The sequence below is a fragment of the Paraburkholderia sp. RL17-381-BIF-C genome (assembly GCF_046026435.1).
Classification (GTDB): Bacteria; Pseudomonadota; Gammaproteobacteria; order Burkholderiales; family Burkholderiaceae; genus Paraburkholderia.
Genome location: NZ_JARESX010000003.1, coordinates 189,657 through 211,434, shown reverse-complemented (window position 1 = coordinate 211,434; position 21,778 = coordinate 189,657). Strand labels below are relative to the sequence as shown.

18 protein-coding genes are annotated in these 21,778 nt (G+C 62.9%); 7 read left to right on the top strand and 11 right to left on the bottom strand.

Features of this window, described 5'->3' with window-relative positions:
- Window positions 1–85 precede the first annotated feature (85 nt).
- From P0D70_RS03885 to P0D70_RS03875, 3 genes are all read right to left on the bottom strand, one after another.
- Window positions 86–868, bottom strand: a complete 783-nt coding sequence (locus P0D70_RS03885) for an anti-sigma factor (protein WP_408182766.1) — start codon at window positions 866–868, stop codon at window positions 86–88.
- The gene (locus tag P0D70_RS03880) at window positions 868–1,437 is read right to left on the bottom strand and encodes an RNA polymerase sigma factor (protein WP_091807359.1); all 570 of its coding nucleotides are present in this window, start codon (window positions 1,435–1,437) and stop codon (window positions 868–870) included. The genes P0D70_RS03885 and P0D70_RS03880 overlap by 1 nt, the downstream gene beginning before the upstream one ends.
- A 436-nt stretch (window positions 1,438–1,873) precedes the next feature.
- Window positions 1,874–2,806 carry a dihydrodipicolinate synthase family protein gene (locus P0D70_RS03875; protein ID WP_408182763.1) on the bottom strand — a complete coding sequence of 311 codons (933 nt, stop codon included), beginning with the start codon at window positions 2,804–2,806 and terminating at the stop codon, window positions 1,874–1,876.
- A gap of 159 nt (window positions 2,807–2,965) precedes the next feature.
- Here P0D70_RS03875 and P0D70_RS03870 point away from each other — a divergent pair, with 159 nt between their 5' ends.
- Complete coding sequence (locus tag P0D70_RS03870; RefSeq protein ID WP_408182760.1) at window positions 2,966–3,949, top strand: LysR family transcriptional regulator; 984 nt, start codon at window positions 2,966–2,968, stop codon at window positions 3,947–3,949.
- 195 nt (window positions 3,950–4,144) lie between these two features.
- Window positions 4,145–7,225, top strand: a complete 3,081-nt coding sequence (locus tag P0D70_RS03865) for a transglycosylase domain-containing protein (protein ID WP_408182758.1) — start codon at window positions 4,145–4,147, stop codon at window positions 7,223–7,225.
- Window positions 7,226–7,255: 30 nt separating this feature from the next.
- Here the strand turns inward: P0D70_RS03865 and P0D70_RS03860 are convergent, their stop codons facing one another.
- The 6 genes from P0D70_RS03860 to P0D70_RS03835 all read right to left on the bottom strand — a co-directional run bounded on the left by P0D70_RS03860 (window position 7,256) and on the right by P0D70_RS03835 (window position 14,024).
- The gene (locus tag P0D70_RS03860; protein ID WP_408182756.1) at window positions 7,256–8,494 is read right to left on the bottom strand and encodes an ROK family transcriptional regulator; all 1,239 of its coding nucleotides are present in this window, start codon (window positions 8,492–8,494) and stop codon (window positions 7,256–7,258) included.
- A gap of 30 nt (window positions 8,495–8,524) precedes the next feature.
- Window positions 8,525–9,322 (bottom strand): ATP-binding cassette domain-containing protein, encoded by a 798-nt coding sequence (locus P0D70_RS03855; protein ID WP_091807369.1) that lies wholly within the window; start codon window positions 9,320–9,322, stop codon window positions 8,525–8,527.
- 84 nt (window positions 9,323–9,406) lie between these two features.
- The gene (locus P0D70_RS03850) at window positions 9,407–10,393 is read right to left on the bottom strand and encodes an ABC transporter permease (RefSeq protein WP_091807372.1); all 987 of its coding nucleotides are present in this window, start codon (window positions 10,391–10,393) and stop codon (window positions 9,407–9,409) included.
- Window positions 10,394–10,490: 97 nt separating this feature from the next.
- Window positions 10,491–11,495 carry a sugar ABC transporter substrate-binding protein gene (locus P0D70_RS03845; RefSeq protein WP_408182753.1) on the bottom strand — a complete coding sequence of 335 codons (1,005 nt, stop codon included), beginning with the start codon at window positions 11,493–11,495 and terminating at the stop codon, window positions 10,491–10,493.
- A 468-nt stretch (window positions 11,496–11,963) separates the two neighbouring features.
- A complete protein-coding gene (locus P0D70_RS03840) occupies window positions 11,964–12,728 on the bottom strand; it encodes a flagellar brake protein (RefSeq protein ID WP_408182751.1) in 765 nt (254 codons plus the stop codon).
- A gap of 264 nt (window positions 12,729–12,992) precedes the next feature.
- Entirely contained in the window at window positions 12,993–14,024 is a 1,032-nt protein-coding gene (locus P0D70_RS03835) for a LacI family DNA-binding transcriptional regulator (RefSeq protein ID WP_408182749.1), read from the bottom strand.
- Window positions 14,025–14,216: 192 nt separating this feature from the next.
- Between P0D70_RS03835 and P0D70_RS03830 the strand changes: the two genes are divergently transcribed.
- From P0D70_RS03830 to P0D70_RS03810, 5 genes are all read left to right on the top strand, one after another.
- Window positions 14,217–15,371, top strand: a complete 1,155-nt coding sequence (locus tag P0D70_RS03830; protein ID WP_091807380.1) for an ABC transporter ATP-binding protein — start codon at window positions 14,217–14,219, stop codon at window positions 15,369–15,371.
- 11 nt (window positions 15,372–15,382) lie between these two features.
- Entirely contained in the window at window positions 15,383–17,368 is a 1,986-nt protein-coding gene (locus P0D70_RS03825) for a beta-galactosidase (RefSeq protein ID WP_091807383.1), read from the top strand.
- 88 nt (window positions 17,369–17,456) lie between these two features.
- On the top strand, window positions 17,457–18,710 hold the full coding sequence (locus P0D70_RS03820) for an ABC transporter substrate-binding protein (protein ID WP_408182746.1): 1,254 nt from the start codon (window positions 17,457–17,459) through the stop codon (window positions 18,708–18,710).
- A 103-nt stretch (window positions 18,711–18,813) separates the two neighbouring features.
- Window positions 18,814–19,794, top strand: a complete 981-nt coding sequence (locus P0D70_RS03815; RefSeq protein ID WP_091807389.1) for a carbohydrate ABC transporter permease — start codon at window positions 18,814–18,816, stop codon at window positions 19,792–19,794.
- A gap of 10 nt (window positions 19,795–19,804) precedes the next feature.
- Complete coding sequence (locus tag P0D70_RS03810) at window positions 19,805–20,656, top strand: carbohydrate ABC transporter permease (RefSeq protein ID WP_091807391.1); 852 nt, start codon at window positions 19,805–19,807, stop codon at window positions 20,654–20,656.
- Window positions 20,657–20,838: 182 nt separating this feature from the next.
- On the opposite strand, the gene P0D70_RS03805 is transcribed toward P0D70_RS03810, so the two are convergent.
- Both P0D70_RS03805 and P0D70_RS03800 read right to left on the bottom strand, forming a co-directional pair.
- On the bottom strand, window positions 20,839–21,189 hold the full coding sequence (locus tag P0D70_RS03805) for a DUF4148 domain-containing protein (RefSeq protein WP_408182743.1): 351 nt from the start codon (window positions 21,187–21,189) through the stop codon (window positions 20,839–20,841).
- Window positions 21,190–21,252: 63 nt separating this feature from the next.
- Complete coding sequence (locus P0D70_RS03800) at window positions 21,253–21,402, bottom strand: hypothetical protein (RefSeq protein WP_408182741.1); 150 nt, start codon at window positions 21,400–21,402, stop codon at window positions 21,253–21,255.
- Window positions 21,403–21,778 lie beyond the last annotated feature (376 nt).

Sequence of the window (21,778 nt, the reverse complement as noted above, 5' to 3'; positions counted from 1 at the left end):
CAAACGGTGGATACGAAAGGCCGGCACCCGCGTCGAGCGAATGCCGGCCTGGGCGGACCAGGCGTCGAGGTGAACGTGAGCGGCCTCAGGACACCGGCAGCAGCTTGCCGGTGAACACCACCGGACCGCTCGGCGCGTTGTGATCGGGCGAGCCGCCCGGCGCTTCGATCGAGACGGCCAGCGCCGCGTAACTCTCCGGCTTCTGCTGGCCGGCGGTGACCTTGCCGTTCGCGCTGTCCGGCAGCATGCCGAGCGAAACCGGATGGCCGCTCGCCGGAATGCCCCACAGTTCCATGGCCCGGCCCGCGGGCAGATCGACCTTGCCGAGCGGATGCACGGTCATGGTCGAATGCGCTTCGTCCCACGCGACCAGCATGACCGGATGCGCGTCCTTATTGTTCAGCACGGCCACATGCGACACGGCCGTTTCGGGTTGCTGAGCCACGGTCGGCGCCGTGACAGGCGCGTTGGCGGACGGCAACAGTGAGCGCACGGCGACCACCAGGGCGACGGCCGCGACACCCGTGACGCCGAGTGCCCAGCCGCGCCAGAACGCCAGGTTCTCGAACAGGCTGCGTGACGGCCGCGCCGGTATTTCCACCACGCTGCGCGGGCGTGCCGCTTCCCGCGCCGCCGTGAGGCCGAGACGCCGTTCGATGGCTTCCCACACGGCGGCCGGCGGCATGCGCGGCTCCGCGAGCTCGGCCATTGGCGAGATGCGGCGCTGCCATTCGTCGACGGCCTTGCGGATCGTCGTGTCGTGGTCCGCGTAGCGTTGAAAGCGGCGGCGCGCGCCACCACGCAGCGTGCCGAGCACATATTCGGCGGCCAGCAGATCGACTAGCTGAGGATAGCGATGGAGATTCATCACTCGCCTCCCAGGCAGGTCTTGAGCTTGGCGAGGCCGCGTCTGATCCATGACTTGATGGTGCCGAGCGGCACCGTCAGCACTTCGGCGATCTCGCTATGGCTCTGGTCGCGCAGGTAGGCGAGGGCAACTGCCTGACGCTGCGCCGGCTCCAGTTGCTGCATGCAGCCGGCCAGCAAACGTGCCTGCAGGCTGACCGCCGTCAGCGCTTCGGGATCCGGATCGCCGGTTGCCACGAGATCGTCCAACGCATCGCTCCATTCTGTTTCCTGCGAGTTGACCCGCCGCAGGTGATCGAGAGCACGATTACGGACGATTGCCGACATCCACGTCATCGGGGCGGACAGCGCGCGGCGATAGTCGCCGGCAAAGCGCCAGATATTGACGAAGCTGTCCTGCAAGACTTCTTCGGCCCACTCGTGCTTGCTCAATATACGGAGAGCAAGGCCAAACAGTTTCGGGGCGGCGAGATCATATAGCTCGCGCAATGCCGCGCCGTCCTGTTTGGCGACACGTTCGAGCAGCTCGGCGAGGGTTTCCGGCGTCAGTTCTCGAGGATTGGCGGTCATGGAGAAAGTTAGGGTGAGCTTGCGGGCCTATGTTACTCAATTTCTCCGTCGTCTTATATGCGGTTTTTTTCGTTGGGCGCGCATCCGTTGAGGCGAGGTTCGCGTATGTGGCTGCAGAGCCCGGCGTTGCGTGGGTTGCGTGCGTTCGTTCGCGCGATGACAGGATGGCGGGCGAAGAGGACACGGGGTGCGTGTGAGTGAGGGTAGGGTCGTTGCGCCAGTCGATGAACGGCGGGTAACGGAGCCACGCGATGCGGGACGGATAGCGCATGGCGGGTGGTTTGACAAAGCACGGGGGGCACGGCTCATCCCTGATGAGGTCGAGGGCGGTTGTCGATGGATTGGCAACCGCCTTCGACCGGAATGGGTTGGCCGGCTCAGGTCATGCTTGCTGGCGTCTGCATGTACTTTCGGTCGCGCTTTGACGCGCTTCTGCTTATCGGCCCCAGCGCAGCACCAGCGGATCGAGCCGTCGCGCGACCTTCAACAGTCCTTCGCGTGTGGCCGGATGCATTGGCGGTAACGGATGGCGTACCGCGTCGGAACGGATCACGCCGCCTTCCTTCATCAGCGCCTTGCACGACGCGAGGCCGCCCTGGCGGTTTTCGTAGTTGATCAGCGGCAGCCACTGCTGATAGTGGGCGGCGGCCGCCTCGGTGTCGCCGGCCGCATAGGCGTCGACGATCAGACGGATGCCGTCGGCGTAGCCGCCGCCCGTCATCGATCCGGTTGCGCCCGCATCCAGATCGGCCATCAGCGTGATCGCCTCTTCGCCGTCCCATGGACCCACGATTGCGTCGCCACCGAGCTCGATGAGTTCGCGCAGTTTGTTGGCCGCTTGCGGCACTTCGATCTTGAAGTACGACACGTGGTCGATCTCGCGCGCCATACGGGCGAGAAACGGCGCGGACAATGGCGTGCCGCTCACCGGCGCGTCCTGAATCATGATCGGAATCGAGATTGCGTCGGACACGGTCCGGTAGAACTCGTAGATGCCGCGCTCGCCGACGCGGATCGTCGCGCCGTGATACGGCGGCATGATCATGACCATCGCGGCGCCCGCGGCCTGTGCGCTGCGGCTGCGCTCGGCGCACTGGTGGGAACTGAAATGCGTGGTCGTGACGATCACCGGCACGCGGCCCGCGACGTGTTCGAGCGCCACGTGCATGAGTGTCGTGCGTTCGTCGTCGGATAGGGCGAACTGCTCGGAGAAGTTCGCCAGAATGCACAGCCCGTTCGAACCCGCGTCGATCATGAAATCGATGCAGCGTTTCTGGCCTTCGAGGTCGAGCCGGCCGGCGTCGTCGAAGATGGTCGGCACGACGGGGAACACGCCGCGCAAGGCGCTAGAAGTGGATGCCTGAGTCATGGTGATAAGCGTTGTCGCAAAGTGTGGGTCGATTCCATGCAGGATGGCTGTCGCCGACTATACGGAGCTGGACCCGGCAGGTATATTGAATTGTTTCCATCTTGTGATCGCTTTTGCGACTCACCTTCGCGACTCACCTTCGCGTTCGCTCGGTAAGCCATGAAAGACACCCTGAACCTCCTGCTCTCGAAACTGCGCATGAAGCAACTCCAATTGCTGATTGCGCTCGACGACCAGAAGTCGCTGCACAAAGCCGCCGGTGCGATGTCGCTGACGCAGTCGGCGGCCAGCAAGGCCTTGCAGGAACTGGAGTCGATGCTCGACGCGCCGCTCTTCGAGCGGTCGAAAAGCGGCATGATCCCGAACCAGCTCGGCCATTGCGTGATCCGCTACGCGCGCCTCGTGACGACGGATCTCACCGCGCTCTGCCAGGACGTCGCCGAGATACGTTCCGGGCGCGGCGGGCGTCTCGCGATCGGCGCGATCATGGGCGCGATTCCGGAGTGCGTCGTGCCGGCGCTGAATCAACTGCATGCCGGGCAGCCGAACCTTTCCGTCGAAGTGGTGGAAGACACGAGCGCGCGCATGCTGCAGCAACTCGACGACGGCCGGCTCGATCTGGTAATCGGTCGCGCGGCGGTGGCGGCCGATCCATCGAAGTATCACTATCGTCCGCTAGGCGACGAGCCGCTCTCGGTGGTGGTGGGCTACGGTCATCCGTCGTTGCCGAGGAAAGAGGTGAAACTGCGCGATCTGGCCGGCCATCGCTGGGTGATGTATCCGTCGCATATGCCGCTGCACGCGCTGCTCGAACGTGAGATGGATCTGGCCGGTCTGGACATGCCGGACAACCCGGTGTCGACGGCTTCGACTTTCGTCACGGTCGCTCTGCTGCAAAGCAGTCACGATCTGGTTTCGCTCTTGCCTACCGCGATCGCAGATATGTTCGTGCGGAAAAGGATGCTGCGCCTCGTTCCGGTGAAACTCAAATCGCCGTCGCAGACTTTTGGCGTTGTCACGCGCAAGGGTGGGGAGCTGTCGCCGCCAGCGGAACAGTTCGTCGAATTGTTGAGTGCGCAGGCGGCGAAGCCGACGCCAAAACGGTTGCCGGAGCACACGGCACGAAAGCAAAAAAGCGCCTGAAGCGGCGCTTTTTCGACACGCGAAAGACTTTCAATATCTCACGGCGATGGCCACTGCGCCATGCGTCGCAAAAGGGTGTTGTAGCCGCGACACTCTCGGGTAAATCCGTACCGATCGCGGCTTCATGTTCCGCGCTACACTCCTTCGAAGGTGCGCCAGGTCAGAAGAGCATGGCGCCCGCTCGGGGAGAGCAGCATGAATCGGCCACTGGTTCGGTTACCGTTTCGCGCAACAGGCACGGCGTCTGTGCGGAAGTGGTTCAAATGGGCGCTGGCGGCGGCGTTACTGCTCCTGCTGGCACTGGCGGCGCGCTTTTGCCAGGTCGAGATCGAAACCTCGCGATTGCAGGCGCGCTATCTCTCCGAACTGACTCGCGACGTGGGTTTCTCCGTCGCCGACGGTCCCAGTCACTCCATCCGTTTTCCTCAAGCCGACAAAGGTCCCTACGACAGCCGTCTAGGCTATGCACTGCTGCCGTCGATCCAGCAGCGCCTGCTGCAACGTGGATTCGAAGTGAGTGCTCAGGCGCGCGATTCCGAGCGGATGCTGTCGCTGGCGGATAACGGCCTCTTTCTTCCATACGAAGAAAAGGATCGGGCAGGCTTGCAACTCTTCGATGGCACGGGCGCGCCGCTCTTCTCCGCGCAGTTCCCGGGCCGCGTGTATGACAACTTCGACGCGATTCCGCCGCTCGTCGTGAATTCGCTGCTTTTTATCGAAGACCGTTATCTGCTCGATCCGGATCAGCCGAACCGCAATCCGGCAATCGACTGGGGCCGCTTCAGCCGTGCCCTGGCCGATCAGGGCGTGCGCTTGTTCAACCACCATCAGTCGCAGCCCGGCGGCAGCACGCTCGCCACGCAGATCGAAAAATTCCGCCACTCGGCAGACGGGCGCACGGCGAGCCCGCCGGAGAAATTGCGGCAGATCGCGTCGGCCTCGGTGCGCGCCTATCTGAACGGCCCGCAAACCATGCCGGCGCGCCGGCAGATCGTGGTCCACTATCTCAACTCGGTGCCGCTCGCCGCGCAACCGGGCATAGGCGAAATCAACGGCATTGGCGACGGACTCGCCGCCTGGTACGGGCGCGATTTCAACGACATCAATCGCATTCTGAAAGCGCCTTCGACTGAACAGAATCTGCCGGAGCAAGGCGTGGCGTTTCGCCAGGTGCTCTCGCTGATGATCGCGCAACGCGCGCCGTCGTATTTCCTGCATCACGGCTACAAAGAACTCGAACGGCTGACCGACAGTTATCTGCGGCTGCTCGCGAACGGCGGCATCGTGTCGATCCCGTTGCGCGATGCCGCGCTGTCCGCCGTGGTGGATTTGCACCGCATGCCCGCGAGAACGGCGAGCACGGAGTCCTTCGTGTCGCGCAAGGCGGTCACGTCCATGCGCTCGCATCTGCTAGCCGCGCTCGGCATTCCGAGTTTTTACGAACTCGACCGCCTCGATCTGCAGGCGAAAGGCACGCTCAACAACGCAGTGCAGCAAGCCGTGAGCGAACGCCTCGCCGCTGCCGCTACGCGCGACGGTGCGAAGGCCGCGGGTCTCGTCGGCTTCGAAATGCTGCGCGCGTCGGATGATCCTTCGAAGATCGCTTATAGCTTCACGCTGTTCGAGCGGCGCGACGGCGCTAACCTCGTGCGCGTGCAAACCGATAGCGTCAACCAGCCGTTCGATATCAATTCCGGCGCTCGGCTCAATCTCGGTTCGACGGCGAAACTGCGTACCGTGGTGACGTATTTGCAGATCGTCTCCGACCTGCACAAGCGTTATGCACCGCTGAGCACAGCGGAGCTGAAAGCCGTCAAGTACGATCCGAACGATCAGCTCACGCGCTGGTCGCTCGATTATCTTGCGCACACATCGGACCGCTCGCTGCAAGCCATGCTCGACGCTGCCGTGGAGCGCAAGTACTCGGCCAGTCCTGGCGAAACCTTCTATACGGGCGGCGGCGCGCAGACCTTCAACAATTTCGAATCCGACGACAACAGCCGCATCCTGACCGTGCATCGCGCATTCCAGCATTCGGTGAATCTGGTTTTCGTGCGATTGATGCGCGACATCGTTCATTACGAAATGGTGCAGACCACCGGGCCGTCGTCGCAATGGCTGGGTGATCCGCAGATCCGCAAGATGTATCTGACGCGCTTCGCCGATCAGGAAAGCCGCGTGTACATGAATCGTTTCTATACGAAGTACCACGGCAAGACGCGCGACCAGGCGTTGGCGCTGCTGCTGCTCGGCGTGCGCAAATCGCCGCCCAAAGTGGCGACGGTGTTACGCAGCGTCGCGCCCGACGAGTCGAATGCATGGTTCAACGCGCAGATGCGCGCGGCGCTGAAAAACACGCCCGCCGCCTCCGTGCTCGACGACGAGGATCTGGGGAATCTGTATGCCAAATACGCGATTGACCGCTTCAATCTGAACGACCGCGGCTACATCTCCAGCGTGCATCCGCTCGAACTGTGGGCGCTCAACTATCTGCGCGAGCATCCCGACGCCACGCTCGACCAGATTCAGAGCGCGAGCCGCGACGTGCGTCTGTCGACGTATTCATGGCTCTTCAAGACGCGCTATCACGCCACGCAAGACCGCCGCATCAAGCGGATGGTCGAACTGCGCGCGTACGATGCCATCGGCAAATCGTGGCAGGCGCTCGGTTATCCGTTCGCGACGCTCACACCTTCGTATGCGGCTGCAATCGGCGCGTCGGGCGACCGGCCCGCCGCGCTCGCGCAACTGATCGGCGTGATTGCCAACAATGGCAACAAGGTGCCGACCGAAAGCCTCACGCAACTCGACTTCGCAAAAGACACGCCGTACGAAACGCATTTCCAGCGCGCGGCGGTGGCGCCGCAACAGCAGTTGTCGCCGGAAATCGCCGGCGTGGTGAAAGTGCTGTTGCGTGATGTGGTGACGGGCGGCACCGCGAAACGTCTTGCGCAAGGCATGACATTCCCCGATGGCCAGACCCTGGAGGTGTACGGCAAGACCGGCACCGGCGATCAGCGCTTCAATGTGTTCGCCAAAGGCGCTCGTCTGATCGAGTCGCGCAAGGTGAACCGCAGCGCGACCTTCGTGTTCGCGATGGGCGACCGCTTCTACGGCACCTTGACCGCGTGGGTGCATGAACCGTATGCCGCGCATTACGAGTTCACGAGTGCGCTGTCGGTGCAGTTGCTGAAGTCGATGGCGCCGGTGTTGCAGCCGTTGCTGGACAACCCGCCGGCAAAGACGGCGTCTGTGAGGAAGGTGGCGGCGCAATGAGCACGAGTGAAAAGCGCCGGTGCTGATGAATCACGCCGGCGTCTGATAAACCGTCTCCGCTGCCGGTTTGAGGAATAACTCATGCACCGGCGCGAAATGCGCATAGAGCGGCAGAATCGCGCCGCCCATTGCGCGCGCATCGGCTCCGATTGCGCCTTCCAGCAATTGCGGCCGCACCATGCCTTCCCATTCGAAGCGGTCGAGCACGCGCTCGGTGCGTCGAATTATTTCCCGCACCAGTTGCCGGTCGAGTTCGCCATCGATCACGATCGCTTCGAGGTCGAGCAACGCGGCGGCATTGGTCAGCGCGTTGGCGATTGCCGGGCACGCGCTGTCGAGCCATTGTTCGGTGTGCCGCCACATTTCCGGCGACAACGCGCGATGATCGTGCGCGGCCGCGGCCGGTGCGCCCGCATCGTTCAAGAGCTTTTCGAGCACGAAGCCCGAGGCCGCGTGCAGCAACTGGCGCGCGGGTTTGCGCGGGCCGCCTTCGCGCAACGGAATCGAGCCGACCGCGCCCGCGTTATCGTGCGGGCCGCCGTGCAAACGGCCGTCGATCACGAGGCCTCCGCCGATAAACGTGCCGACGAACAGATACAGAAAGTTGTGGATGCCGCGGCCCTGGCCCATCACGAGTTCGGCGGCGCAGGCAGCCGTGGTGTCTTTGGCGAACTCGACGGGCAGGCCCGTCATGGTGGCGATGCGCGAGCGCAGATCGATCTCGTGCCACGCCTCCAGCGCGTCCGGCGGCGCGCCTAAAAAATCGCGCCAGCCGCCGAGCCACAAGGGCGCCGCGACGCCTACGCCGACCACCTGGCTGGCCTTCGCGCCGAGCGTCTGGTTCACGCGCGCCAGCTTGCTTTCGAGCGCGGGAAACAGCGTGCGCGGATCGGGGTACGCGTATTCGAAGACATCGCGATGCACGACATGACCGGCGAAATCCATGGCCAGCACGTCGAGACTGCGGCGTCCCACCTTGATGCCGATGGTGTACGCGCCTTGCGCACGCAACGCGATCGGCACCGACGGCTGGCCGATCCTGCCGCGCACCCGCGCCTGTTTTTCGAGCAGGCCGTCGTCGATGAGGCGCTCGACGATCATCGACACCGTCTGCATGGAAAGACGCGTGAGGCGGCTCACGTCGGCTTTCGGCAGCGGCCCATGCAAGCGGATCGCCTGCAGGACGATGCGCTCGTTGAATTGCCGCATGCCGACCTGATTCGAGCCGACCGTGCGTTTGAGAGGCGAGCGGGTGCCGGTGGTGTCCATGGTGGGAGCCCGCTCAGCAGGGTGCGTAGATCATGCAATCGCCTTGACGTCGGCTTCCTTTGCGCCCGTCATGATTGCCACAGCCTCCGACATATGAATGTCCTTGCGGTTCACGAGCGCCGCGCGCCGGCCGAGTCGCTGGATATGGATACGGTCCGCGATCTCGAACACGTGTGGCATGTTGTGGCTGATGAGGATCACGGGCAAGCCGCGATCGCGCACGCGGCGGATCAGTTCCAGCACCATGTTGCCTTCCTTCACGCCGAGGGCGGCGGTGGGTTCGTCGAGAATCACCACGTGCCGCGCGAACGCCGCGCTGCGCGCCACGGCCACGCCCTGGCGCTGTCCACCCGAGAGCGTTTCGACCGCCTGACGCATCGAGCGGATGCCGATCTGCAGGTCTTTCATATGCGCGGTCGCTTCATCCAGCATGCGGCGCTTGTCGATCATCTTGAAGATGGAGCCGCGCCAGCCGGGTTTGAGCAGTTCGCGGGCGAGAAACAGGTTTTCGGCGATGCTCATGGCCGGCGCCACCGCGAGTTCCTGATATACCGTTTCGATGCCTTGCGCGCGGGCATCTAGCGGGCTGCGGAATTTGACCGGTTTGCCGTCGAGCAGAATCTCGCCTTCGTCCGGCACGGTTGCGCCGGAAAGAGCCTTGATCAACGACGATTTGCCGGCGCCGTTATCGCCGATCACGGCCATGATCTCGCCGGGCAGCACTTCGAAATCGCAACCGTCGAGCGCGGTCACGTTGCCATAGCGTTTGATGAGGCCGCGCGCCTGCAAAACGGGCATTGCGGTTGAAGCGGAAGTGTTTGTCGACATGACGGGCTCCATGTACGTAGTGCGGTCGGCCTGACTCAGCGCTTCAGCGCTTACTTCGGCCCCATGCACGTAGTGCGATTGCGTTCAACCGCGACGATGGGAAAGTTTGTCCGCGGCTACGGCGAGAATCACCAGCATGCCGGTGATCAACACCTGGTAGACCGAAGAAACACCGATCAACGTCAAACCATTGCGGAACACGCCGACAATCAGCGCGCCGAGCAGCGTGCCGACAATCGAGCCGCGTCCGCCGAACAGACTCGTGCCCCCAAGCACGACCGCGGTAATACTGTCCAGATTCTCGGTTTGTCCCGCCTGCGGATCGCCCACGCCGGTGCGCGACACGGACAGCAATGCGGCAATGCCGTAGATCGCGCCGGCCAGCGAATACACGGTCAGCAGGATCTTCTGCGACGACAGGCCCATCAGGCGCGCGGCCTCGGGGTTGTTGCCGAGCGCATAGAGGTGCCGCCCGGGCACCGTATCGCGCAACACGAACCAGGTGGCCAGATACATCAGCAGGGTGAGCACGGTGCCGTACGTGACATCCGCGGGGCCGAGCTTGAACGTATTGCCGAAGAACATGATCGCGTCCGGCAGGTTCGACACGCTCTCGGCGTTCGAATAGATCTGCGTGAGCGCAAAAGCGATATTCAGCGTGCCCAGCGTGACGATGAAAGCGGGCAGTTTGATGCGCGTGATCAGCACGCCGTTGAGCGCGCCGAACAGCGTGCTCGCACCGATCCCGCACAGAATAGCGAGGACCGGCGGCACGCCCAGCGTGACCGCGAATTTGGTCATGATGATCGAGCCGAACGCCATCACCATGCCGCACGAAAGATCGATGCCGCCGGTCAGCACGATCAGCGTCTGGCCGATGGCGATGACCGCGACCACCATGGTTTGCTGCAGGATCAGCGAGAGGTTCTGGAACGACAGGAAGCGGCTGCTCTGCGAGATGAAGAAGCCGCAAGCCAGTACCAGTGCGATGAGTGGCCCGACCTCGGCAAGCGATGGCATGCGCTCGGCGAACGAGCGGGAATGGCCGGCGGGCGCGGATGGAGTCGACATGATGGATAACCTCGATGCATGAGCGTGGCGCGTCGGCCACGCGGCAATTCCGATGGCGGCCCGCCGAAGCGGGCCGCTCTGTTCAATGCAATGCGCGTTACTTGTTGCCCCAACAGTTGTCGAGGCCGAACCTGGTGTCCTTGCTGTCGATGCCGGACATCGGTTTGTCGGTGATCAGCGTCACGCCGGTGTCCTGATAGCCGGAGACCTTCTTGCCGGTCTTCGCGTATTCGACGCCGGCCGTCACGCCGAGCGAAGCCATCTTGAGCGGATATTGCTGCGAGGTCGCGGCGATGGCGCCCGCCTTGACGTTGCGCACGCCTTCACAGCCTCCGTCGATCGAGACGATCATCACGTCTTTATCCTTGCCCGCCGCCTTGAGCGCGCGGTAGGCGCCCGCTGCGGCCGGTTCGTTGATCGTGTAGACCACGTTGATGTCGGGCGATTTCTGCAGGCAGTTTTCCATCGCCGTCTGGCCCTTGGCCTGATCGCCGCGCGTGTCCTGGCTGCAGACCACCGACGGATCGCCCGGCTTCACGCCGAAGCCTTCCAGGAAGCCGTTATGCCGCAGCACGCCGACCGAGACGCCGGGCGCGAGATCGAGCGTGGCGATCTTCGCGGGCTTGCCGTTCAGCGCCGCTTTCGCGTATTTGCCGATCAGCACGCCGGCCTTGAAGTTGTCGGTGGCGAAGAGGGCGTCCGTGGCGTCTTGCGGATCGGTCGGCGTGTCGAGCGCGACCACCATCACGCCGGCGGCGCGCGCTTTCTTGATGCTCGGCACGATCGCCTTGGTGTCGCTCGGCGTGATCAGAATCGCTTTCGCGCCGGCCGTCATCATGTTTTCGATGGCGGTGACCTGGCTCGCGTTGTCGCCGTCGAACTTGCCCGCGGCCGTGATGAGCTTCGCACCGTCTTTCGAGGCGGCCGCTTCGGCGCCCTGTTTCATCTTCACGAAGAACGGGTTGGTGTCGGTCTTGGTGATCAGGCCGACGACAGGCTGGTCGGCCGCCTGGCTCGCGCTCGCACACCATACCGCCGATGCCGCGACGCACATCGACACGATTTTCCTGGCGACAGGAAGCCTGCGGGAATTCAGATTCATGGGACGCTCCTCCGGTTCTTGGCAACGACGTTGTGGACTGCTGGCGGCTGCCCGCGCGAACGCTGCGCGCTGACAACCTGGGTTTGCGGCTCGATGCGAGCGAGGTGGGTTGAAAAAACCTGGGCCGGCTCGATTCGGACCACCTAAATCACTTTGGTTGATTTAGTACAGCAGGCGCGCCGACTCTCGTCAAGGAAACGATCAACACGGGTGGTGACGGGGGAAAACCTGCCGGAAGGCTGCGAGCCATGCTCAGCGGGGCTTGCATCGTTTGATGCGATGCAAGATCGAGCCGCCGGGCTTGGGGAAAGTCCTGGCTCGCGTGAAAGCTAATTGAAGGCTGAATGAGATTTTAGCGATCGCAAATCACGTTGCGTCGCGAGGAAAATTCAGCGGTTTCCGAGATGCGCGGCTCGCGTGGCGGCGATTGAATGATCGCCTCCAACGCGAGGTCCGCGGCGCATGCGCTTATCGACGCGGCGCGAGCGTTTGCCGCCTGGTTTCCAGTTGCGTGACGACGCGTTGCAAGGTCCGCTCGGCCGGCCCCGGCGTCGCGACGAACTTGCAGCCGATCACAAAGCGCCGGTCGCCCTTCGCCGTGCTCACCTGGCGCGGCGCGACGATTTCCAGATCGAGTCGCAGCGTGCCGAAGCTGCCGAGTTGCAACGCGACGTCGCGCAGAACCGTGCCGCTTTCGAGCGAACCGAAGCGTTCATCAGCCGTCTTTAATGCGATGCCGCCTAGCGACAGGTCCTGCAATTCCAGCCGGAACGAATCACCGTCCGCATACCGGCCGCTTGCGATGTACGGGTCGAGCACGGGCGTTTGCACGCGGAAGAATTCGCGGCGTTGAACGTAGTAGAGCGACGACGGGAATGGCGCTTCGAACGCCGGCAGTCCGTCGAATACGACAGGCGTGGCGTCGACGGTGGTGAACTCGGTGCGAATGCCGCCGGGCAGGCTGCGGAACGTCAGTTGCCGTGCGGCGGGCAGCGCAGTGTTGTCGTCGGCCACGCTGCCGGTATCGAAAACAAAACGCGCATTGCGCGAGTCGACGTCGAGGATTTGCGTGACGATTTGCCGGCCGCCGAATTCGACCGTGACGAAGTCCTGTCCGGCCGCGAGGTTGCGCAGACAAACGGCGATTTGCAAGGGGTGGCGCTGCGCGAAATTCGAGTCGATGTCGTGGGCGTGGTCCGCGACTTCAGCGTCCTGCAAGAGATCGGCAATCATTTGGAATTTCCATGCGTGTGATGGCCTTGGCCTGGCCAGTTGGGGAGCGCGGGCGGCCTCTCGGTCGCGGCGGCGCTCGGCCTTTGCCTGCTTGTTTGCAGGGACCGTGCCAACTGCATGGAAGAGTGGGCGCAACGCGGCGCGCATGGTGTCGAAGCGCTTGCCGTGGGCGTTTGCGGACGTTCGCGGGTGCCGCGTCGGGGCGCCGGTGGTGCGCGTAGGGAGGTTTCGCTACGTAACGTCCGAGATGCTGTTACGGCCACATCACCGCGAACGCGGCACGCCGGTGGATGCGCGCACAACGAGTTCGGGCGGCGAGGAAATCCGCATCGGCACGCTGGTGGCGTCGCGTCCCGCCTGTCCATACGACGACTCGATCAGTTCGCGCAACAGCGAGACCGCAAGTTCGGCGACTTCGGCCGTCGGCACGGCAACCGTCGTCAGCGCGGGGCGCGACTCGCGCGCGAGCTGGATGTCGGTAATGCCGATCACGGAAAGGTCCGCCGGCACGTTCAGGCCGAGGTCGGCGGCGGCGTGCATCGCGCCGAGCGCGGGCAGGTCGTTGGTCACGAAGATCGCGGTGAGCTTCGGATCGCTTTCGAGCAGTGCGCGTGCTGCGGCATAGCCGCCCTGGATCGTATCGGCCGCGTGTTTCACGCGGCTTTTCGGCGCGCCACCCGCGCGCATCGCGTCGACGAAACCTTCGTAACGCGCCGCGTGAATGCCCGAGGCCTTACTGCCGACAATCGCGCCAATTCGCCGATGACCAAGCTCCAGCAAATGCGTACCGGCCAGTTCGCCCGCGCGCCGGAAATCGACCGCGACACACGGCAAACCCGGCGGCTCGTCAGGCCGCTCCCACATGCACAGAACCACGGGTGTGCCGCGTGATTCGGTCGTATGAAGATCGGCAAAGTCGAGGTTCGCATTCGTTACGAGCACGCCCTCTGAGAGCGTGCCGGCGATCTGGTCGAGATATGCGCGGCCGGTCAGCGGATCTTCGTTCGTATTGCAGATGATCACGAAGTGGCCGCTCGTGCGCGCCGCGCGTTCGACGGCGAGCGCGAACTCCGGATAGAACGGGTTGGCGATGCTCGACACCATCAGCGCGAGCGTCGGCGCGCGACCTTCGGCGAGTGCGCGCGCGGCGAGATGCGGGCGGTAGCCGAGCGCGTCGACCGCGTCGAGTACGCGTTGCCGGGTGGTCGCGCCAACCCGGCCGCGATTGCGCAGCACGTTCGATACCGTGGCAGGTGTGACGCCGGCATGGCGGGCGACTTCGCTGAGTGTGGGCATGGGGCTTTCAATATTTGGGATGGATGCCCGACATTTGCATCGCGGCCAAAGGCGCGGCACCATCTCTCGCACAGACAAAACGATATCGGAGACAGGCAAGGCCCAACGATCGCCAGCGATCGCTTTTTTTGGCCAAGCTGATTAAGCGCTTAATCTCCGACTTCGAGCCGATTAAACCACGGAGTCGATGCAATGGCGAGTATTTCGTTAAGAGGCGTGCAGAAGGCGTATGGCGACGGCGCGCCGGTAATCCGCGACGTCGATCTCGAGATTGGCGAGAACGAGTTTTGCGTGTTTCTCGGCCCTTCCGGCTGCGGCAAATCCACCTTGCTGCGCATGATCGCGGGCCTCGAGGATCTCACCGACGGCGACCTCTCGATTGGCGGCCGACTCGTGAACGACGTGCCGGCCGCGCAACGCGGCGTGGCGATGGTGTTTCAGAGTTACGCGCTGTTTCCGCACATGACCGTGTTCGAGAACATGGCGTTCGGCCTCAAGTTATCCAAAACCCCCAAGGACGAGATTGACCGCAAGGTGCGGGAAGCCGCGCGCATCCTGCAACTGGAGGCGTTGCTCGAGCGTAAGCCGAAGGCGTTGTCCGGCGGTCAGCGCCAGCGTGTGGCGATTGGCCGTGCGATCGTGCGCGAGCCAGGTGTGTTCCTGTTCGACGAACCGCTCTCCAATCTCGATGCCACGTTGCGCGGACAGACCCGCATCGAGATCGCGCGGTTGCATAAACAGTTCGCCAAGGCCAGCGTGGTCTACGTGACGCACGACCAGATCGAAGCGATGACGCTCGCCGACAAGATCGTGCTGCTGCATGCCGGCAAGGATACCGAGCGCTACGGCAGCATCGCGCAGGTCGGCGCGCCGCTGGAGTTGTATCACCGTCCGAAGAGCCGTTTCGTCGCGGGTTTCATCGGCTCGCCGCGCATGAATTTTCTGCCGGGCAAGGTGGCCGCGATCGATGCGCAAGGCGTGAGCGTCACGCTCGATCACACGGGTGAAAGCGTGCGCGTGCCGGTGAATGGCACTGGCTTGCAAGTCTCGCAAGCCGTCACGCTCGGCGTGCGTCCTGAGCACCTGGAGTTTGTCGACGCCTCGTCCGTTTCGCCGGACGACGCCGTGCTGACTCGCACGGTCTCGCTCGTCGAACAGCTCGGCGAACACAGCTATGTCCACCTCGATCAGCCCGGCGGCGCCGCGCTGATCGCCAAAGCGCCCGGCGATACGCGCCTCGCGCCCGGCGAGCGCGCCAACCTGCGCGTGCCTCGCCCCGCTTGCCATTTGTTTACCGAAGACGGCTTTGCCGCCGCTTCGCTCGAATCCGTCGAACACTACGCATAAAGGACATTCGCATGCGCCTTGGAGTCTGTTATTACCCGGAACACTGGCCGGAGTCGATGTGGGAAGACGACGCCCGCCGGATGAAAGCCCTCGGCATCGAACAGGTGCGGATCGCCGAGTTTGCCTGGAGCCGGATCGAGCCTACGCCCGGCGAATACGATTGGGGCTGGCTCGACCGTTCGATCGACGTGCTCGGCGCGGCCGGCCTGCAGGTGGTGATGTGCACGCCGACGGCGACACCGCCCAAGTGGTTGATCGACCGCCATCCCGACATTCTGCCGATCGGCGCGGACGGCCGCCCGCGTGCGTTCGGCTCGCGACGCCATTACGACTTCTCGTCGCCGTCGTATTTCGCCGCCTCGCAGCGGATTTGCACGGCAGTGGCCGAGCGCTACGGCAAGCATCCGGCTGTCGCCTACTGGCAGACCGACAATGAATTCGGCTGCCATCACACGGTGGTCAGTTATTCGCCGGCCGCCGTGGGGCGCTTTCGCGAGTGGCTCAAAGCCCGCTATCAAACTGTCGACGCATTGAACCGTGCGTGGGGCACGGTGTTCTGGAGCATGGAGTACCGCAGCTTCGACGAGATCGACGCGCCGGTGGCGACCGTGACGGAAGCGCATCCTTCGCATCGCCTCGATTACCGGCGTTTCGCCTCCGACGAGGTGGCGCGCTACAACCGCATGCAGGTCGAGATCATCCGCGCGCATTCGCCGGGGCGTCCGGTCGCGCACAACTTCATGCAGCTCTTCACCGAGTTCGATCACTATAAGGTCGCCGCGGATCTCGACATCGCGACGTGGGACAGCTATCCGCTCGGCGCGCTCGAAGAGCAATGGTTCGCGCCGGAGGTGAAGGCGCGCTGGTTGCGCAGTGGGCATCCCGACTTCGCGTCGTTCAATCACGACGTCTATCGTGGCATGTCGAAGCTGCCGTTCTGGGTGATGGAGCAGCAGCCGGGTCCGGTCAACTGGGCGCTGTGGAATCCGGCGCCGCTGCCGGGCATGGTGCGGCTCTGGAGTTGGGAGGCGTTCGCGCACGGCGCGGGCTGCGTGTCGTACTTCCGTTGGCGTCAGGCGCCGTTCGCGCAGGAGCAGATGCATGCAGGACTGAACACGCCCGATAACCGGCTCGACGTGGGCGGCAACGAGGCGGCGCAGGTCGCCGGCGAGATTCACGCGGTGCTCGGCGCGAATGCCGACGCCAACGCCGCAATCCGCTCGAAAGTCGCGCTCGTATACGACTATGAAGCGAAGTGGCTGTTCGAGATTCATCCGCAGGGTGCGGACTTTCACTATCCGCGCTTCGCCTTCGAGTATTACTCGGCGCTGCGTGCGCTCGGGCTCGACGTGGATATCGTGCCGGCCGACGCCCCGCTGGATGGCTACAGCCTGATCGTCGTGCCGCCGCTGCCGGTGGTGCCGGCCGATTTCGCGCAGCGTCTGGCAAGCTCCGGCGCTCAGGTCGTGCTCGGTCCGCGCACCGGGTCGAAGACGGGCGACCTGCAGATTCCCGCGAACCTGCCGCCCGGCGCGCTGGCTTCGGTGCTGCCGCTGCGCGTATGGCGCGTCGAATCGATGCGGCCGAACGTGACGGAAACGGTGCGACTCGCCGATAACGCGGGTACGAATGGAGACGACGGTTTCGCACGCCACTGGCGCGATTTCATCGACAGCGACGCAGCGGATTCGCTCGACGTGCGCGCGCGTTTCGCGGACGGCCACCCCGCCTATGTGCGAAGCGGCGCGTTTCACTACCTCGCGAGTCTGTTCGATGATTCGCTCACGGTGCGCCTGTTCGATAGGATCGCGCGGGAGGCGGGCCTTGCAACGACGCCGCTCGGCGACAGCGTGCGGGTGAGCCGCCGCGGCGCGCTGACTTACGTGTTCAATTACGGCGACGAACCGCATACGCTCGACGGCGTGGCCGGAGACGCGTTCGTGATCGGTTCGCACACGATCGAACCGCAGGGTGTGGCAGTCTATCGAACGCAATGACGATCCGACTGCACTGAGGCAGTGGCCTACGAAATTCCATGCAGTACCGACAACGACGCAAAATCAAGGAATAAAGGAGACAGGCAGCATGAAACTGAAACCACGCAAGATTCTGTTGGCACTCGCGCTGGCCGCTGCGGCTGCGGGGACGTCCGTCGTCACTAGCGCACAGGCGGGCACGCTCACCGCCAACATCGCGTTCAAGGGCGCGAGCCAGCGCGCGGTGTGGCAGTCGGTTATCGACGAGTTCAAGAAAGCGCATCCCGGTATCGACGTGAAGGTGTCCTTCGTCGATGAAGAGGCGTACAAGGTGCAATTGCCCGGCTGGCTCACGACCGTCGCGCCCGATATCGTCAACTGGCATGACGGCGAACGTATGGCCTATTACGCGCAGCGCGGCCTGTTCGAAGATCTGAGCGGTGACTGGGCGAAGAACGGCTGGAACGACATGTATGCGTCGACCAAGGAAGCGTCGTCGTATAAAGGCAAGCAGTACGCCGCGCCGACCGTGTACTACTCGTGGGGCATGTTCTATCGCAAGGATCTCTTTCAAAAGGCCGGTATTAGCGGCGAGCCGAAAACCTGGGATCAGTTTCTCGAAGACTGCAAGAAGCTGAAGGCCGCCGGCATCACGCCGATCGCCGTGGCGGGCCGCGACTCATGGACGCTGGCCGGCTGGTTCGACTATCTCGACCTGCGTTTGAACGGCAATGCGTTTCATCAGAAGTTGATGGCGGGCGAAATCCCCTACACCGATCCGCGCGTGAAGAAGGTCTACACGACCTGGAAGCAACTGATCGACGCGGGCTACTTCATCGACAACGCGCTCTCCTACGATCTCGATTCGGTGCAGCCGTTCCTGTTCCAGGGCAAGGCCGCGATGATGCTGATGGGCACGTTCATCACTGCGGGTTTCCCGCCTAACGTGAAACCGGAGATGGGCTACTTCCAGTTCCCGATCATCGACGCGAAGGTGCCGACCGCCGAAGACGGTCCGGTCGAGTCGCTGCATATTCCGTCGAAGGCGAAGAACAAGGCCGACGCCCACACCTTCCTTGCGTTCGTCGAGACACCGGAAATCGGCGCGAAGCTGGCAACCGGGCTCGGTTCGCTGTCGGCGAACAGCAAGTCGCCGGAGCCGGAAGATCCGATCTCGAAGATCGGCTTCCAGATTCTTGCGAACACCAAGGGCGGCATTGCGCAGTTTTATGATCGCGACATGACCAAGGAAATGGCCGACGAGGGGATGAAGGGGATGCAGCAGTTCATTTCCGATCCTGCGAAGATCGACGACGTGCTTGCGCAACTTGAGCAGACGCGCAAGCGGATCTACAAGAAGTGAGCGGTGGCGGCCGCGAGGCCGCCTTTCGTTGCATCTGGTCGACAGCTTTGCATGGGACCAGAGTAAAGCGCTAACTCTGGTCGACAAGAATGTTGGATGGAGAATGATCGTGTCGCATTCCGTTACCCGCCACACTGTCGGCGGTCCCGCTGAACCCGGCGGTCCGGGTTTGCCCACGCCGGGCGGCGCGTTGCGCGGCAAAGCCGCCACCGCGCGGCGGCGCCGTCCGTCGCCCACCGCGCGTCGGCAGCGGCGTGCCGCCTTTCTGTTCCTCGCGCCGGCTTGCGTGATGGTGGCCATCTACGTGGTGTGGCCGATCCTGTCGACCATCCGCCTGAGCTTTTTCAACTGGGATGGGATGAGCGAGCCGTCGTTCGTCGGCCTCGCGAACTACGTGGAGTTATTCCATGCGCAGACCTTTTACACGGCGCTCAAGAACAACGTCATCTGGCTGCTGCTGTTCCTGCTCGCCCCGCCGATGGGACTGGCCGTTGCGTTGTACCTGAATCAGGCGGTCGCCGGCATCCGTATCGTGAAGTCGCTTTTCTTCGCGCCGTTCGTGCTGTCGGGCGTGGTGGTCGGTTTGATCTTCTCGTGGTTTTACGATCCGACCTTCGGCCTGCTCGCGGTGATTCTCGGCCATGGCGTGCCCGTGCTCGGCGACCCGCGTTACGCGACTTTCGGGATCGTGTTCGCGGCACTGTGGCCGCAAACCGCCTATTGCATGATTCTTTATCTCACCGGCCTGACTTCGCTGAACGCCGAACAGATCGAAGCCGCGCGCATGGAAGGGGCACGCGGCTGGTCGATGCTGTGGCACGTGATCCTGCCGCAACTGCGGCCGACCACCTTCATGGCGATCGTCGTGACCATCATCGGCGCACTGCGTAGTTTCGATCTGATCTCGGTGATGACGGGCGGCGGCCCATTCGAAAGTTCGACCGTGCTGGCGTATTACATGTACGACCAGGCGATCAAGTACTACCGCATCGGCTATTCGGCGGCGGTGGCGGTCGTGCTGTTCGCCATCATGCTGGTGTACATCGTTTATCACTTGCGGCGGATGCTGCGCGCCGAGCAATAAGGAGCCGACCATGTTTCCGATTCCCATCGACAAATGGAAGCCGGCCACTCGCCGCATGTACAAACTGACGTTGCCTGTCGCTCTGCTGATCTGGCTGCTGCCGATGATCGCGGTGCTGGTCACATCGGTGCGCTCCTCGGAGGAACTGAGCGAGGGCAACTACTGGGGATGGCCGAAGCACTTCGCGATGTTCGATAACTACCGCGAGGCGCTGACCACGTCGCCGATGTTGCACTACTTCTGGAACAGTGTGCTGATTACGGTGCCCGCCGTGGTTGGGTCGATTGCACTTGCCGCGATGGCCGGATTCGCGCTGGCGATCTACCGGTTCCGCGGCAATTCGACCTTGTTCGCCACGTTCGTGGCGGGGAATTTCGTGCCGGTGCAGGTGCTGATGATTCCGGTGCGGGATTTGTCCTTGCAACTCGGCCTGTTCAATACAGTCAGCGCACTGATTCTGTTTCACGTGTCGTTTCAGACTGGATTTTGCGCGCTGTTTCTGCGCAACTTCATCAAGCAGTTGCCGTTCGAACTGGTCGAGGCGGCGCGCATCGAAGGCGCGAATGAGTGGACCGTGTTCTTCAAGATCGTGCTGCCTTTGATCCGACCGGCGCTCGCGGCACTGGCCATTCTCGTGTTCACGTTCGTCTGGAACGACTACTTCTGGGCACTGTGTCTGACGCAAGGCGACGACGCCGCGCCGATCACCGTGGGCGTGGCCGCATTGAAAGGGCAGTGGACCACGGCATGGAATCTTGTTTCGGCGGGATCGATTCTCGCGGCGTTGCCTTCTGTGGCAATGTTCTTTGCAATGCAGAAGCATTTCGTGGCCGGCTTGACGTTCGGCGCCACGAAGGGATGAAGCGGTAACAGGTGGTGCAGGAAAGGTTGCCTGCGGCGTGGGTCCGCTGTGCCAGCCTGTCCTTCACCACCGGGCAATTGCATTCGCATTGCCGTCGATGAGAAGCAGCGCATCCATGACAAGAAAAAAAGCAGGAATCCTGTATGTAGGTGAAGTTCAGCAGGATTCCCGATGCGCGTCATTCAGCTTCCGAAGAAAACATTGCAGAAACTGACCGGACCGACGCAGCTCGAATCGGTCGACATAGCTTTGCGCATGCCTGACGAAGCGGTGCCATTCTGAGCAACGCCACCGTACGACGGTTGGGTGGTCTGGGAAGCGTCTTGCGCCGCGACCTTTGCTTCGGCTGCCTGGATCGAGGCAGGATAGTCAGCGTCGTTCGCGACCGACGGGTTGTAGCCAGCCTGTTCGAGGCGCACCAGGTCGGCACGCACTTCGGCGCGCGTGACGGGCGCATTCGATTGCGCGAAGCTCAGAACGGGAGCGGTCAATGCGCCGGCGGCGAGAGCGAGACAAACAAGAGCTTTTTTCATGATAAAGATTCCTTTTTGACGGTGATGAATTGACGGCAACGATTGCCGGAAAATAGTGGGTACTTAGCTGCCGAAGTACGGGGTGCAGAAACTTGCGGGACCGACACACTGCTGCGTGCTAGTGTGAACGTGCTCTTTCGCCGAGGCCTGAGTCACGACACCTGCCGAAGCGAGGACGATCAGCGAGAGAATCATTGCGAGTTTGCCTTTCATTTTGGATGCCTAAATAGAGTGAAATTGGAAATACCTTTCGGTTCGAGTGAAGCTACGTCTTTGCCTGACTACCAACATGTCCTACTTGCAACTGGAGCACCGCTTACGTGGTTGTTTCGTGAGTCGCGTAGCAGTGTTCGTTGCTGTCTACGTAAGGGCAAACACATCGGGTTTCCTCTTATTCCAAATTTTTTTCGCGTTTATGCATCAAGTGTGATTCTTACATTTGCCTGAACGTCGACACATAGCAAGTCCAGCGCTTTTTCGCCGCCAGGCATGCCTTGGAGTGTGCGACGCGGCCATCCCCGGAAAAAAGCTTACATCGCGCAAAGCCTTGTCCAGAAAGGCTGCCAAACGTTTGCGCAATAAGGTCTGA

What these genes read in the sequence shown, in the direction of transcription:
- P0D70_RS03840 (WP_408182751.1), bottom strand. Translation starts at nt 12,728, where the DNA reads ATGATTGCCGATCTCTTGCAGGACGCTGAAGTCGCGGACCACGCCCAC.
- P0D70_RS03835 (WP_408182749.1), bottom strand. Translation starts at nt 14,024, where the DNA reads ATGCCCACACTCAGCGAAGTCGCCCGCCATGCCGGCGTCACACCTGCC.
- P0D70_RS03815 (WP_091807389.1), top strand. Translation starts at nt 18,814, where the DNA reads ATGATCGTGTCGCATTCCGTTACCCGCCACACTGTCGGCGGTCCCGCT.
- P0D70_RS03850 (WP_091807372.1), bottom strand. Translation starts at nt 10,393, where the DNA reads ATGTCGACTCCATCCGCGCCCGCCGGCCATTCCCGCTCGTTCGCCGAG.
- P0D70_RS03875 (WP_408182763.1), bottom strand. Translation starts at nt 2,806, where the DNA reads ATGACTCAGGCATCCACTTCTAGCGCCTTGCGCGGCGTGTTCCCCGTC.
- P0D70_RS03805 (WP_408182743.1), bottom strand. Translation starts at nt 21,189, where the DNA reads ATGAAAAAAGCTCTTGTTTGTCTCGCTCTCGCCGCCGGCGCATTGACC.
- P0D70_RS03870 (WP_408182760.1), top strand. Translation starts at nt 2,966, where the DNA reads ATGAAAGACACCCTGAACCTCCTGCTCTCGAAACTGCGCATGAAGCAA.
- P0D70_RS03800 (WP_408182741.1), bottom strand. Translation starts at nt 21,402, where the DNA reads ATGAAAGGCAAACTCGCAATGATTCTCTCGCTGATCGTCCTCGCTTCG.
- P0D70_RS03885 (WP_408182766.1), bottom strand. Translation starts at nt 868, where the DNA reads ATGAATCTCCATCGCTATCCTCAGCTAGTCGATCTGCTGGCCGCCGAA.
- P0D70_RS03845 (WP_408182753.1), bottom strand. Translation starts at nt 11,495, where the DNA reads ATGAATCTGAATTCCCGCAGGCTTCCTGTCGCCAGGAAAATCGTGTCG.
- P0D70_RS03855 (WP_091807369.1), bottom strand. Translation starts at nt 9,322, where the DNA reads ATGTCGACAAACACTTCCGCTTCAACCGCAATGCCCGTTTTGCAGGCG.
- P0D70_RS03825 (WP_091807383.1), top strand. Translation starts at nt 15,383, where the DNA reads ATGCGCCTTGGAGTCTGTTATTACCCGGAACACTGGCCGGAGTCGATG.
- P0D70_RS03830 (WP_091807380.1), top strand. Translation starts at nt 14,217, where the DNA reads ATGGCGAGTATTTCGTTAAGAGGCGTGCAGAAGGCGTATGGCGACGGC.
- P0D70_RS03860 (WP_408182756.1), bottom strand. Translation starts at nt 8,494, where the DNA reads ATGGACACCACCGGCACCCGCTCGCCTCTCAAACGCACGGTCGGCTCG.
- P0D70_RS03865 (WP_408182758.1), top strand. Translation starts at nt 4,145, where the DNA reads ATGAATCGGCCACTGGTTCGGTTACCGTTTCGCGCAACAGGCACGGCG.
- P0D70_RS03880 (WP_091807359.1), bottom strand. Translation starts at nt 1,437, where the DNA reads ATGACCGCCAATCCTCGAGAACTGACGCCGGAAACCCTCGCCGAGCTG.
- P0D70_RS03810 (WP_091807391.1), top strand. Translation starts at nt 19,805, where the DNA reads ATGTTTCCGATTCCCATCGACAAATGGAAGCCGGCCACTCGCCGCATG.
- P0D70_RS03820 (WP_408182746.1), top strand. Translation starts at nt 17,457, where the DNA reads ATGAAACTGAAACCACGCAAGATTCTGTTGGCACTCGCGCTGGCCGCT.